We start from the raw sequence: 13364 nt of genomic DNA, 5'->3' as shown, positions 1-13364 counted from the left end.
GCCTCCATTGGAAGCGGGATTCTTAATGTCATATGAGTTTCTTATACTATTTGTAGTAGAGCTTTACTTCGTTGGTCTTGGGCATAGTCTGTCCCGGAGTGGGCTGACCGGAAACAAGCACAAAACCTTCGCCCTTTTCAAACTTATCTTCCGCTTCAAGAAATTCCACAAGGCGATCTCTGTGGTTAGTGAGCTTGGACTCAGTAACAACCGGAGTGATACCCCAGAAAAAGTTCAGATAAGCGGGAACACTTTTATCCGGAGTCAGGCAGTAAACAGGCTGTGCAGGTCTACGGCTGCAAACCAGTCTTGCGGAAGACCCACTGGAGGAGTGGCAGATGATAGCAGGACTGTCGATATCCTTTGCGAGCAGGCATGCAGAGTAGCTCAGATACTTAACCGGGTTGGGCACGAGCTCGTCAGCAGGCTTGAAGGGCCCTTTGGCGCGCTCCAGATAGTAAGGCTCGGTTCCTTCTGCGATTTCTTTAATATATCCAACGGCTTCAGCAGGATAAGCACCGATTGCAGTCTCTTCGGAAAGCATGCAGCAATCCGCACCATCCATGATAGCGTTAGCAACGTCGTTTGCTTCCGCACGGGTGGGGATGGGGTTTTTAACCATGGAGAGCATCATCTGGGTAGCAACGATAACCGGCTTCTGAGCATGGCGTGCTGCGCGGATGAGTTTCTTCTGGATAACCGGAACAATGGAAAGTTTGCACTCAAGGCCGAGGTCTCCGCGAGCAACCATGATGCCGCTGGCAACTTCCAGAATGGACTCAATATTTTCAACAGCGTTCTGACGTTCAATTTTAGCAATGATAGGCAGGACAACACCATGCTTGTTCATTGCATCCAGAACATCCTGAACATCCTGTGCGGTCTGCACAAAAGACATTGCAATCGCATCAACGCCGATCTCGATACATCCGGCCAGATCAACTTTGTCCTTCTCGGTAAATGCGGGCAGCGCGATATGCTTGCCGGGAAAAGTGATACCTTTTTTGGAAGCAAGAAGACCTGCGTTCTGAGCCTGAAGCTTGTAGAGTTTATCTGTCTCTAAGGTTTCGGTTACGAAAAACTGAAGCATTCCGTCACTGAGAGAAACTTCCATGCCGTCTTCCAGACCCTGCAGCAATTCGGGCTGATCCAGAGGAATAAACGGAAGATCTTTGGCCTTGTCAGCAACCTCAGGAAGCCCCAGATAAACATAAGCACGGGAATCGATATCGTGGGGAGCATCCTCAATTACACCGACTCTGATCTTGGGACCACAGAGGTCACCCATGACGGTCAAAGGAACGGAGAGATCCTTCTCAACCTGTCTGATCATTGCGATCACGGGCTTAAAACTTTCTGCGTCAGAGTGAGAAAAATTCAAGCGGAGGATTCTAACTCCGTTTTGGACCATCTTGGTAATGGTCTCAACATTACTTGACCCCGGGCCGAGGGTGGCAACAACTTTGGTTCTCATGATCTTGTCCTCAATATTTTATTTGGGAAATTTTTACACCATCCCCAATTGATTGGAAAAATGCGGATCCACCTCTTTACGATGTTCACTTTCGAAAATATTTCTAACATAATTTTCGGAAATGTACAAAAAATTAATTTCAATGAAGTATAATTTCAAATTATGTTTTTTTTATTTTACATGGCACCTTTCCGAGTTTATACCGATTAACTCTAAATGAAAATAATTTTAACTCCCGGAGTATTTAATGCTTAAAAACATTTTGAAACTCGTACTGATCATCTCCATGGCAGCCGTTGTAGCAGGATGCCAGCAACAATCCAACAACGCTAAAATCGGATTCGTAGACACTAACAAAGTTTTCAAAGAATGTAAGGCTGGAGCCGAAGGCATGGATTACCTTAAAAAGTCCAGCGAAGAATTTCAGGCCAAATTCGCCGAAATGCAGAAGCAGATGGGCGGCAACCAGACTGAAGAAAACACCCGTAAGTTTCAGGAAGCACTTGGCGAATACCAGAACAAAATGGGTGCAGAGCAGAACCGCATCGTAGAAGCACTCCAGAACGGTTTCACCAAGGCTGTTGATGATTACCGCAAGGCTAACGGCTACTCCGCTATCCTCGGCATAGATTCTGCCATTAGTTACGATAAATCCGCTGACATCAGTGACAAAATCATCGAATCAATGGACAAAATGGAAATAAAAATCAAGCCCGAATAATTTCTGCTGATTTTCAGTTACAACCGAACGCCCTCCACTGCCCCGGCAATGGAGGGCGTTTTTGTTACAAAATGACTTTTTCGCGCAACTCACACCTTTCTCTTGATTTTTCCCCGCGCACAGGGAATTATAAAATTATATTTTCTCTCTTAATTTCAACAATCTAGTGAACATAATTATATGAATTTAGAATTACTCGGCAATCTTTTCGGCGGACTTGGACTTTTCTTAATCGGCATGCGCCTGATGACCACAGGCTTAAAACAGGCAGCCGGACGATCATTAAAAAAAATCCTCGGGGAATGGACCAAAAGTCCGGGACGCGGTCTCTTTTCCGGCTTCATGATCACTGCACTGGTACAATCGTCCAGTGCGGTAACTGTTGCTGTAATCGGCTTTGTTAACGCCGGGCTGATCACCCTTTCCCAGTCCATAGGAGTAATCTACGGCAGCAATATCGGAACCACGGTTACCGGCTGGATTGTCGCTGCTGTCGGCTTCAGCGTCAACCTGAAAGCTTTTGCCCTGCCTGTAATCGCACTGGGATCAATCATGCGTTTAACCGGACCGACCACCCGCCGCGCTTTTTTCGGGGATGCATTATCCGGATTCGGCCTTTTTCTGATGGGTATCTCAACATTGCAGATGGCCTTCAAGGGCATAGAATCATCCATTGACCTCTCTACATTTGCGACTATGGGCGCACTCTCCATACCTATCTTCATAGGTATTGGCCTGATGCTTACCCTGCTTATGCAGAGTTCCAGTGCAGCTATGGCGCTTGTGCTTACAGCTACTGTCAGCGGACTACTGGATCTCAATCAGGGCGCAGCTGCGGTTATCGGCACAAACATCGGTACAACTTCCACTGCTGCCCTCTCGGTTATCGGAGCCACTGTCAACGCCAAAAAAGTAGCTACCGGACACATCATATTTAATATTATCACCGCTCTTGTAGCTTTGATTCTGCTTCCGGTGCTGATTAAATTTATCCTATTCAGTATGGATATGCTTGGATTGAACAACGAGCCGGCTGTTATTCTGGCCCTGTTTCATACCGCATTCAATTTTCTCGGCGTGCTGGTGCTTTGGCCGTTTACTGATAAACTGGTTTCATTCATTGAAAAACGTTTCTCTTCATTTGAAGATGAACGCGGACGCCCCAAGTATCTGGACAACAACGTTATCGCCACCCCCACTTTGGCGCTGGATGCCCTTTCTCTGGAGATGGAGCGTATCGGCACACTGACCAGAACAATTGTGCGTAAAGGTTTGAACTCGAACTTCAGCTACGGTGCTCTGCCCACGGATAAAGAAGCACAGGACAGACTTATTGAAGCTGCACGCTCATTCTGCGCAAGACTGCAAACCCGTCCCCTAACCGAACAGCAAGGACAGCAGGTAGCTACTGCCCTGCGCGTTCTGCAATATTTTCGAACGGCCGGAGCGCTCAGTGCATCCATTGAAAAGAAAAGGCTCAAGCCAGCCATTGAGTTGCTTGGTGCGGATGCGGATATGATTACCGTCTTCAAAAACTCCTGTATAGGCGTGCTCAATGTTGCAGAAAATCCATGTTCTAACGAATTCTGCCAAATCGACAACATGATACATGACATGTTATCAGCGTATCAGGACTTGAAAGCAAAATTACTTGAGGCGGGCGGAAACGGACAAATTCCGGTCCCGGAAATGGTCGATCAGCTTGAACTTTTCTCAAAGATACGACGCATTATCCGCCAATCAGCCAAAGGGGCTATTTACCGCGCTGCGATGAGGCCGGAGTCCGGGGTCTGCTGCCCGACCAACACAGTCAAGTTCGCTTGGAACCGCCACTGGTAACCTACTTGGAGCGAAAATGAATAAATTCAAAATTCCCGCACTCATTTTTACCGCTGTTTTCATTATTTCTGCGGCAGCCCTGTTTTTCTATGTAAAGAAGGATCTAAGCGAAAAGACCGGGGTTGAAGTGGATGCCCCGGCATGGGTTAATGAAAACGGATCCAGTGTAAAAATGCCCGTTTCCGGGAAAGTGGCTAAGTCCGGCAATGAGATCAAAACCACACCGGGGGAAAATATAACAGCTGAAGTAAAGCCTGAAAAAAAAGCAGAAGAACAAAAACCTACCGAGAAACCTGCTTTCAAAGCTGATAACAACACAGCTTCAAGTCCGGTTGAAAAAGCAGTTGAGGCAATCAAGGAAACCATCATCACAGAAGTTTTCCTCGACAACCTTGCCCAGTACGTTGCTGACAACTATTACCCGGCAGGTACACTGCCATACAAATCCAAATCAGGGTTCAGTACAGCTTCTTTCAAATCAATCAACATGCACTTCGGGCTGAACCTGCGCGGCCTGATGCCCGAAGCACAAAACCTTGTCACCGCGCGCAAGGATATCTGGTCATATCTGCTGACACCGAACAGACTGGCAGAACTTTCCAAATCCCGGACCGCCCAGTTTCTAGACCTTGTGGAAGAAAAAGGGATTATGGCCGAGCGCAGATTTATTGAGGGAGACTCGTTCTCCATGCGTGAACTAAGCCGCGCCCAACGCGCTGAGATGTTCCGGGTCAGTGCCCAGTCCGTTCGCCATGTTGCAGCAGTTCTCAAAGCTGTTGCAGATAACCCGGACCTGATTCAGGCAATGGACAGCTACATCATGGCTTCGAAAAAAGTTGATTCCGCCAACGGGATCTTTCAGCTGAACCTTGACCAGTCCCGCAATACACAAACAGAATCTGCACGCAAAAAAGCCAGTCACTCCGGAAAATTACTGAAAGAGTATATCACCATCCGAGAAAAGATTAAGTCCGGTATCGTCGAAAAAATTAAAGCATACTGCGCCGGACAATGCGACAAGCCCGACGATTCTTTTTACATAGCCCAGTGGTTTTTCCGCAGGGTGAAGGATGACGAAAAGAAAATTAAATCAATTGGGTCCGGAAGCAAAATATTATCCGGTGTCGCTACGCAGATGGAAAACAGAGCTGATGCAATTGAGCGTTCTATGTAGATAGAGCCATTAACATCCTGATTGGAATCAGCACCCGGACGGAAGCTTGATGACTACTTTCATCCCCTTGCCAGGGCTGGTTTCGATCTCAAATATTCCATCATGCTTCTGGGTAACGATAAAATAAGAAACAAAAAGTCCAAGCCCTGTCCCTTCTCCGGCGGGCTTGGTAGTGAAAAATGGTTCCAATGCCATTTTACGTGTTTCGGCATCCATCCCCGGGCCGTTATCCTCAATCTCCAAACAAATAACATCCGCTTCTGATTTCAACCGGACAATGATCCGGGAAACGTTTTCCTCTTTCCAGCCCGGAGTGGATAGAATAGCCTGCACCGAATTCTTAAGTAAATTGATCAGCACCTGTTCGATCTCTGAAGCAGAACACAGGAGATGTGGAACGGAATCATCCAGATCCTTGATTATCTCTAAGCCTCCGCCACCTGATTTGCTGTAAAAATCATAACTGCTGAATGAAAGTTCTATGGCTGTTTCGACAATTTCCTTAATATCATTACAGCCCCTTTCCCCACCTGACTGGCGGCTGAACTGGAGCATGTTGGAAACGATACGTGCTGAACGCTCACCAAGATTCCTGACTGAATCCAGCTTGGAAATAATCCCCCGCTTTTCGCAATATTCATGAATGGCTTCAAACGGAATATCCAGTTCCTCTGCAGCGGAACGGTTTTTAGGCAGTGGATTTGAAATCCTGCGCTGAATATTCTGGATTCCCTGCAGAATACCACCAAGCGGATTATTAATCTCATGAGCCATGCCGGCAGCAAGTCCGCCCACGGTCATCATTTTCTCAGTCTGCACCATCACTTCTTCCATACGTGTGCGGGCGGTGATGTCATCAACACGAATTACAGCACCGTCTTCATCTCCTTTGAACGGAAACACTACTATTTCAAAAAAAACAGTCTCGCCGCCGCGATCAAGATGAAAAATTTTTGTACCGCCTTCTGTATCACCATTAATCGTCGAAGAAATAAGAGGCTCAAACCGACGCAATTCCGGCATCACATCATATATAAAACGTCCTTGAGCTTTGTCAGACGGGATACCTGTTTCCTTGTGGGCATGATCATTCCAGAGAACCACATTGGCAACTTCATCAACCCCGACAAGGACAGACTGCATGGAATCAATAACGTTTCCGAGATAATTGCGGGCACGGCGCAGTTCCCGCTGATCATTAAGTCGGCGGGTCACGTCGCGGGCTACCATGACAATATACAACCTTCCGCCAACGTAATGCACCCGGAGAGTCATTTCCACCGGAGTCTTCAGGTTATCCTTGCCCAGCAACTCTGTCATGGAGACATCTTCTTTATCCCATGATGTATACATGTCATCATCGATCAACACTTCATGCAGCATGAAACATGTTTCCTCCGGGAAAACCAGTTCCGGGGGGCTGTCCAGCATCTCTTCGCGGGTATAATTAGTTTTTTGAAGTGCGGTCTTGTTGATGTCGGCAAATGTCCATGAAAATGCATCGAGAACAAAAAGCGCGTCGTTGGCATTTTCAACCAAAGCCCGGAAGCGTTCCAGCTCATTAATCCTTTCACGAAGTTCAGGATAATAACTTTTGCGCATAGAATTTTCGCCAAGCCCGATAAGCTTGTTGCGAACATCGTCGTTAGGTTTTGGTTTATAACGCCGCTTCATAAATTTTCTCAACGTCTTCCTGACTAAGTTCAACGGGGTTGGTGACCATGCAGGCATCCTGCAAAGCAAGTTCGGCAAGCTGGGGGATATCCTCACGGCTCAAACCCAGATCACCAAGGGATTTATTCATCCCTGCGGATTTACGTAAGGCGATAACAGCCTCAACCAATTCATCACAAATCTGGTCATTACTTTTGTCGGTGACATCAACCCCCATTCTCTGGGCGACATTAACGTACCGCTCTACCGCATAGGAATAATTAGTTTTAATTACATAAGGCAAAAGAATGGCATTACATTCGCCGTGCGGGAGATCAAGTAAGCCGCCCAGACTGTGGGCCATAGCATGCACAGCACCGAGAATAGCGTTGGAAAAAGCAAGTCCAGCTTCCATGGACCCAAGCATAACCCGGCCACGCAATTCAATATTTCGCGGGTCATTTATGGCCCCGGCGAGATTCTTGGAAACAAGCTCAATGGCATCAAGTGCAAATAAATCAGTCAGGGCTGAATTAGCATTTGAAACATAAGCTTCTATGGCATGGGTCAACGCATCCAGCCCGGTAGCTGCAGTGAGCTGGGCATCCATGGTAACCGTCAATTCAGGATCAATCAAAGCGGCATCAGGAACCATAGCTTTACTGACAATACTGACTTTTACATCACGCACCGTATCAGTGATGATAGCAAACTGGGAAACATCGGCAGAACTGCCTGCTGTAGAGGGAATACAAATGAGAGGAGGACCGGGAACCTCAACCATATCCACGCCCTCAAAATTCAAAATATGGGAATTGTTGGTGGTTACAATGCCAATCCCTTTGGCGCAGTCCATGGGGCTTCCACCACCGACAGCAATGATACAATCACATCGGTTCTCAAGATAAAATTCAGCTCCCTGCATAACTTCCACATCGCGGGGATTTTCGGAAACATTGCTGAAAATAAAGGTTTCAATTCCTGCATCTTCCAGACTTTCCTGCACACCTTTCACCCAGCTGCATCCGACAATCCCAGGATCGGTAACAATCAACGCCCTGCTGACCCCAAAATTTTCCGCATACTGCCCTGCAAGCTTTGAAGAACCGACCCCGAAAACAAGTTCAGGAGCGACAAATTTCCTCATCGCCAAGACTTCTTTCACACTTTCCTCCACAGTTTGAGGACAAATCAGCACCTATAAAAATGCATCAACATCTTTTTATCAACCATATAAAAAACTAGCATAAAACGTCACCAAGGTGCAACAGCAGAAAGTGAAACCTAAAAAACTTACCCTAAGTCTGCTGCAATGTAGCAGGCTTAAAGCATATATATATCAAAAGCCGCCCCTATACCATATATATAGAGGCGGCTATCAATCTTTTTTACTTTATTCCTACTTGCGGTGTTCATCCTTCAGCAGATCATTAACAGTCTTGACCGGAGCAAAGGTACTAAGCGGAACTTCAACGAACACGGTAATCCAATCTGCCATGGAACCATTCCACAGGCCGGGAAGTTCCATTGCCTTCAATTCACGACCATTGCGGGACTTCACGGAAATAAAACCGGTTTCAGGATCAGTAAAATTCTTCAGGGCATACCATTCACCACGGGGACTGCGCATACCGCAGACAAGATCAACAGGGTTGAAATGGGTAGCGGTCTTAACAATGGAAGCCTGATCAGCATCATCCATATTCACCTGACTCTTTTCCACAATTTGAGGAGAAATAAAGCCGTCAGGACCATTTACCCAGAAAGGTCCCCCCCCAGGTTCGCCTTCGTTCTTAACCATACCACAGACACGCACTGGTCTGGAAAGGCGGACACGAAGCAAGCTGATCTTATCTTCAAGGCTCATCTGGTTAAAGTTCTCCGGCAATTGCATCGAAAGGTGTGAAACAGCGAAGATGGAAACTGCTGCCACTTCGAATTCACTGCAATTATGGTTTTCAAGCATGTTAAGGCATTCAAAAATATGATCCTGGAGCCTGACCAGCAAACCGCCGAGAAGCTTCTTGTATTCAAGGGTATCGCCCTTGGCACTGTCGGGAACAACGTTATCTATATTTTTCAGGAAAACAATGTCACCGCGCATTTTGTGCAGATTATCCAGCAGTGCGCCGTGTCCTGCGGGACGAAACAGAATCTTCCCTTCACCGGTACGGAAAACTTCGTTTTCCATATCAACAGCAACAGTGTCACTCTTTCTGTCCTGACGCGTAAATTCAATATCAAAACGATAATCGGGATACTTCGCTATAACTTCCTCAACATGCTCCCTGATCCGCTCTTCATGGGCAGGAGACACGGTAAAGTGTAGCTTAGCCCGGCCTCGGCGATCCTTGATATGAGCCACAGCTTCAGCAATATGCTCTTCAAACGGAGTACGGTAACCGTCCTCGTAGCTGTGAAATGGAATCAGGCCCTTAGGCAATGAGCGATAGTCCAATCCTTTTTCCGTAAGAAGATATTCTAAAATCAGGTTATAATCCTGCGCGGCGTATGCTTCTTCCAGATCCAGTCCATGGCCTTTCATGGATTCCAGAAGATCGCCGTAGAAAGGAAATACCGGGAGCAGGTCCATAAATGTCTGAACCATATCCGCATCCTTCTCGGAAAGGTCTTCACTATTCAGCTTTGCCAGCAGATGTTTGAACATGCGCGTGGCAGCCCCGGATGCCGGAACGAACTTGCTGAAACGCCCTTCGGCTGCTGCTCCTTCAAAACAACCCAACAATTCGTCCTTTTCATCAGACTGAATGCGATAGATCCCGTCATTCAAGGTACAGGCCCGCTCCAGCTTTGTTGCCGGAAACCCTGTTTTGAATCTTTCTATCTGTCCTGCGAGCGCGGATGCGGAAATTCCTTCATCAATAATATCAATTAAACCATTCTCAATTTCGCGAAGTTCATTTTCAGTAACCATAAAGTACCTTCCCATGCTTAAAATTGAAAAACAGCGTAAATTCGTATATTTAACCGACCTATCGAGCCAATCCAATGCACTGTTTGGCACAGCTGGATACCTACCCCTTAACACAAATTTTTGAATGTGTTTAGTGTCAAAATAAATATATTTGAAACTTTTTTGATTTTTCCAATCAACTCACAATCTTAACATAACATACTGTTTTTAAAGATCTTTAAAAAAAGACAAATAAAAACAGCAATAAAATTAGTGAACGGCGGGTGTCAGGATTGAAACAAAAATACTCAGGCAGGTGACGCACAGTTTTCCTACAAAACAATGGAGTGCAAAAGAAAGGCCATACATACAAGGCTCAACAACATTGAACTTGTCGCTGCAAGCAGGGAAAATTATGTTTATGCCCCCACAGAATAGTTCTAACCAATATATCCAGAACAAAAGTCCCAATCTTAACAATTGAATATTGCGACCGAAGCATGTTAATCAGTTCCAAAACAACCTAGGCTAAATTTAAATAAATATGTTTCATTGGTTCCTAGCAATTTTTCAACAACTCAATCTACAAGGCCAAAACATGACATTAAAGAAACTCCTTTTTTATTCGATAACCATAGCTGCAACAACACTAATCCTTAACGCCGCCGCATTTGCTAAACCCATTGTTTTTGTGAGTATCGTGCCCCAGAAATATTTTGTGGAACAGATAGCAGGAGAGCTACTGGATGTGCAGGTACTGGTCTCCCCCGGTGCAAATCCACATATGTACGAACCCAGTCCGGCACAAATGGCCTCACTGAGCAAGGCAAAAGCCTACTTCGCTATCGGCATCAACCTTGAAAACACATGGTTGCCCAGAATCAACGGAACCCTTCCTTCATTGCGCATGGTATATACTCAACGCGGAGTGAAAAAAATCCCCATAATCGATCACGGAGATCATGGAGATGGGCACGAAGGACATGACCACGGCACACTCGACCCGCATATCTGGCTTGATCCGGTCAGAGTAAAAACCATTGCCCGCAACACCTGCAACGGACTGATCAAGGCAGACCCTGCAAACCGCGCCTCCTACGAAACCAACCTAGTCAAGTTTCTGAAAGAACTCGACAAACTAAATAATGACATCACCGCAATCATGGCCGAAGTGCCTTCTACACAACGTGCTTTTCTGGTTTTCCATCCCTCATGGGGCTATTTCGCAGAGCGTTATGACCTGCACCAGATGCCTATTGAAAGCGAAGGGCGGGAACCCAGCCCCAAAGAGCTTGCCGGTATCATCAAAGAAGCCAGGACAAAAGATATCAAAGTTATCTTTGTGCAGCCGCAGATTTCCCAAAGGACAGCCAAATCCATTGCAAGCCAGATCGATGGTCGTGTTGAGCAGCTTGATCCCCTTTCTTTTAACTGGCGAGAAAACCTCATGAATGCAGCCAAAGCCTTCAAACAAAACCTGCATTAAAACCCAATTCAGCCTATAAAAATGCGCCCGCTGAATTCATGAACATGAATTCAGCGAGCGCAATCAATTTTACGTCTTGAAAATTAATCCCTATCCGGGAGTTACACTAGTAGGAGAACGGGGCCTGTTCCATAATATCGAAAATGAACGGCACGCCTTCCACCGGGACTTCTTCAACCTCCACTGCCCGCATGGTGTAGAGATCACTCCTGACCGAAGTCAGTGCTCCCGGCAATGTAAATGATTTAGAGGGTAAAAGATTTTTTTCCTCTATTGTTCCTACTGCCCTGACCCAAAGCCCGGACCTGTAACGCTCAGGATCATCGACCTTGACCGTGGTCAACACGGCGGTGGAATCCGCAAAACAACAGGTTATGAGTAACCGCCCCACACAAATATACCCTTCCCGGTCCAGTTCCGGTGCACGGACAACACTCCCTTGAATGGCAAAATCCTGCCCCGGTTTCACGAATCCCTGCGACTCACCGAGCAATAATTCCGCGACATTAATTTTTACATATTCGCGGCCTCCGATTTCAACGGTGAGAGATACTGCTTCATCAGGATATTCCATGGTAAATCCACCGCCTATAGAAGGCGGATCTTCGGGCATTACCATAGATTCGAAAGTCGTGACGGCTGTTCCGGACAGTACCAGAAACGACAGTATACCGAGAAGTTCACTTACCTTCCGTTTACGCTGCGTATGGCAAAAACAGACGAATCCAACGAGAATCAGGATCACACCACTGACAAAAGTAAGCCAAGAATATTTGGGATTCATAAACTGCCAGTAGATGGAAGACCGGGCCAGCATCGCCATGAAGCTGCCCATTAATATCAATAGGAAGGATTCAATAAATCGCATCAGCACAACCATGTTACCAGCCCCCCGATGCGAGCAGCACGCCCGTTATGTAGACTGACACAGTCGGAACCACCACAAGGGCGATTGCCACACGTCTATTGAATACCGCAAAGAACATGGGAATAAGCTTCAAATCAACCATAGGCCCGATGGCCATGAAGGCGACCTTGGCAGAGGTCGGAAACAACCCGAAAGATGCGGCCACAAACGCATCAGCTTCAGAACAGACGGACAAAAGCACAGCCAGAAGCATTAAGCCGCTAACTGCCAGCCAACCATTTCCGGCGAAAGCATTCAGGATTTCAGGAGGCAGAAAAGTCTTGAATCCGGCAGCAACAACAGCACCGAAAACAAGAAAACGACTCATGGAATAAAACTCGGCTCCGGTGTGGAACAGGACCGCCTTAAATTTGTTTTCCTCATCCACGCCGCACCCGCAGACGCAACCGTGGTCATGATTGTGGCTATGCATCTCCTCAATATCCCCTAACCGCTTCAGGTCAATGGGCCGGGGTTTGAGTACGAGATTCGGGGTGGCGTTTCCAAGTACCGCCCCCAGAATCATAGCCGGGATTAAGACCATAGCCACACGCAAGGCAACCACGCTCCAATCACCCTGAAATGCAAATAAGGTCGAGCCGATAACCACCGGGTTAACCACCGGGGCAGCCATCATATAAGGTATGGCAGTTCTGGGCGGAACATTTTTGAGCAACAACCGTTTAGCCACCGGAACAATGCCGCACTCGCAGGTAGGCAACAGCATTCCGGCAAAAAGACCGACTGCAATCTGCCCCACGGAATTACGCGGAACAAGTCGCAGCAATGTTTCCTCGGAAACAAGGACTTCAATCACGGCTCCTATCAACGAACCCAACAAAAGAAATGGAGCCGCCTCCATGACAATGGAAGTCGCAGCCATGGCAAAAATGGATATGTCCTGCATCCGAACCTTCTTCTGGAATCTAGTGTCCGCGCCCGGAAAAGGCGGGGTTTTCATACAACAAAAACAGAATCAGATATGATCATCAATCGGCGTCAATTTCAAATAAATAAATTTTGAAAACTATCGACTGCGTGTACGGGTTTTGTGCGGGTAGTCGAGATTAGAATCAACGGTTGGAAATTTGGTCAATCGGGCTTGCGCCCCTTTCTTCGGTGTAGACCCAGTATGGGGGAGAATGGCAGGATGATAACAGGCAAAAAAAAAGACCCAATCTTATCGATTGAGTCTT

10 protein-coding genes are annotated in these 13364 nt (G+C 46.8%); 4 read left to right on the top strand and 6 right to left on the bottom strand.

Features of this window, described 5'->3' with window-relative positions:
- Positions 1-46: 46 nt before the first annotated feature.
- Positions 47-1474 carry a pyruvate kinase gene (gene pyk, locus ACNI29_RS14485; protein WP_419779073.1) on the bottom strand — a complete coding sequence of 476 codons (1428 nt, stop codon included), beginning with the start codon at positions 1472-1474 and terminating at the stop codon, positions 47-49.
- A 247-nt stretch (positions 1475-1721) separates the two neighbouring features.
- Between pyk and ACNI29_RS14480 the strand changes: the two genes are divergently transcribed.
- From ACNI29_RS14480 to ACNI29_RS14470, 3 genes are all read left to right on the top strand, one after another.
- Positions 1722-2195: an OmpH/Skp family outer membrane protein gene (locus tag ACNI29_RS14480; protein ID WP_419779072.1), complete on the top strand. Its 474-nt coding sequence runs from the start codon at positions 1722-1724 to the stop codon at positions 2193-2195.
- A 180-nt stretch (positions 2196-2375) separates the two neighbouring features.
- Entirely contained in the window at positions 2376-4034 is a 1659-nt protein-coding gene (locus ACNI29_RS14475) for a Na/Pi cotransporter family protein (protein ID WP_419779071.1), read from the top strand.
- Between the two features lie 16 nt (positions 4035-4050).
- On the top strand, positions 4051-5208 hold the full coding sequence (locus tag ACNI29_RS14470) for a hypothetical protein (RefSeq protein ID WP_419779070.1): 1158 nt from the start codon (positions 4051-4053) through the stop codon (positions 5206-5208).
- A 27-nt stretch (positions 5209-5235) separates the two neighbouring features.
- Here ACNI29_RS14470 and ACNI29_RS14465 read toward each other — a convergent pair whose 3' ends face one another.
- From ACNI29_RS14465 to ACNI29_RS14455, 3 genes are all read right to left on the bottom strand, one after another.
- Positions 5236-6882 carry a PAS domain-containing sensor histidine kinase gene (locus ACNI29_RS14465; RefSeq protein ID WP_419779069.1) on the bottom strand — a complete coding sequence of 549 codons (1647 nt, stop codon included), beginning with the start codon at positions 6880-6882 and terminating at the stop codon, positions 5236-5238.
- Positions 6866-8026 carry an alcohol dehydrogenase-like regulatory protein ErcA gene (gene ercA, locus ACNI29_RS14460; RefSeq protein WP_419779068.1) on the bottom strand — a complete coding sequence of 387 codons (1161 nt, stop codon included), beginning with the start codon at positions 8024-8026 and terminating at the stop codon, positions 6866-6868. Before ercA ends, ACNI29_RS14465 begins: the two co-directional genes overlap by 17 nt.
- A gap of 234 nt (positions 8027-8260) precedes the next feature.
- Positions 8261-9796, bottom strand: coding sequence for a DUF4301 family protein (locus ACNI29_RS14455; RefSeq protein ID WP_419779067.1), 1536 nt, complete (start codon positions 9794-9796; stop codon positions 8261-8263).
- Between the two features lie 577 nt (positions 9797-10373).
- On the opposite strand from ACNI29_RS14455, the gene ACNI29_RS14450 reads away from it, so the two are divergent.
- A complete protein-coding gene (locus tag ACNI29_RS14450) occupies positions 10374-11261 on the top strand; it encodes a metal ABC transporter solute-binding protein, Zn/Mn family (protein ID WP_419779066.1) in 888 nt (295 codons plus the stop codon).
- A gap of 106 nt (positions 11262-11367) precedes the next feature.
- Here ACNI29_RS14450 and ACNI29_RS14445 read toward each other — a convergent pair whose 3' ends face one another.
- Both ACNI29_RS14445 and ACNI29_RS14440 read right to left on the bottom strand, forming a co-directional pair.
- Positions 11368-12129: a TIGR03943 family putative permease subunit gene (locus tag ACNI29_RS14445; protein WP_419779065.1), complete on the bottom strand. Its 762-nt coding sequence runs from the start codon at positions 12127-12129 to the stop codon at positions 11368-11370.
- A 13-nt stretch (positions 12130-12142) separates the two neighbouring features.
- A complete protein-coding gene (locus tag ACNI29_RS14440; protein WP_419779064.1) occupies positions 12143-13129 on the bottom strand; it encodes a permease in 987 nt (328 codons plus the stop codon).
- Positions 13130-13364 lie beyond the last annotated feature (235 nt).

Origin of the sequence: Maridesulfovibrio spiralis (SeqCode) (genome assembly GCF_048571135.1) — a bacterium.
Lineage (GTDB): Bacteria > Desulfobacterota > Desulfovibrionia > Desulfovibrionales > Desulfovibrionaceae > Maridesulfovibrio > Maridesulfovibrio spiralis.
The sequence above is the reverse complement of the archived record's forward strand: the minus strand, read 5'-3'. Positions and strand labels throughout refer to the sequence as shown.

Excerpts from the sequence above, each read along its gene's own strand:
- pyk (WP_419779073.1), bottom strand. The coding sequence starts at position 1,474 with ATGAGAACCAAAGTTGTTGCCACCCTCGGCCCGGGGTCAAGTAATGTT.
- ACNI29_RS14480 (WP_419779072.1), top strand. The coding sequence starts at position 1,722 with ATGCTTAAAAACATTTTGAAACTCGTACTGATCATCTCCATGGCAGCC.
- ACNI29_RS14475 (WP_419779071.1), top strand. The coding sequence starts at position 2,376 with ATGAATTTAGAATTACTCGGCAATCTTTTCGGCGGACTTGGACTTTTC.
- ACNI29_RS14470 (WP_419779070.1), top strand. The coding sequence starts at position 4,051 with ATGAATAAATTCAAAATTCCCGCACTCATTTTTACCGCTGTTTTCATT.
- ACNI29_RS14465 (WP_419779069.1), bottom strand. The coding sequence starts at position 6,882 with ATGAAGCGGCGTTATAAACCAAAACCTAACGACGATGTTCGCAACAAG.
- ACNI29_RS14455 (WP_419779067.1), bottom strand. The coding sequence starts at position 9,796 with ATGGTTACTGAAAATGAACTTCGCGAAATTGAGAATGGTTTAATTGAT.
- ACNI29_RS14450 (WP_419779066.1), top strand. The coding sequence starts at position 10,374 with ATGACATTAAAGAAACTCCTTTTTTATTCGATAACCATAGCTGCAACA.
- ACNI29_RS14445 (WP_419779065.1), bottom strand. The coding sequence starts at position 12,129 with ATGCGATTTATTGAATCCTTCCTATTGATATTAATGGGCAGCTTCATG.
- ACNI29_RS14440 (WP_419779064.1), bottom strand. The coding sequence starts at position 13,129 with ATGAAAACCCCGCCTTTTCCGGGCGCGGACACTAGATTCCAGAAGAAG.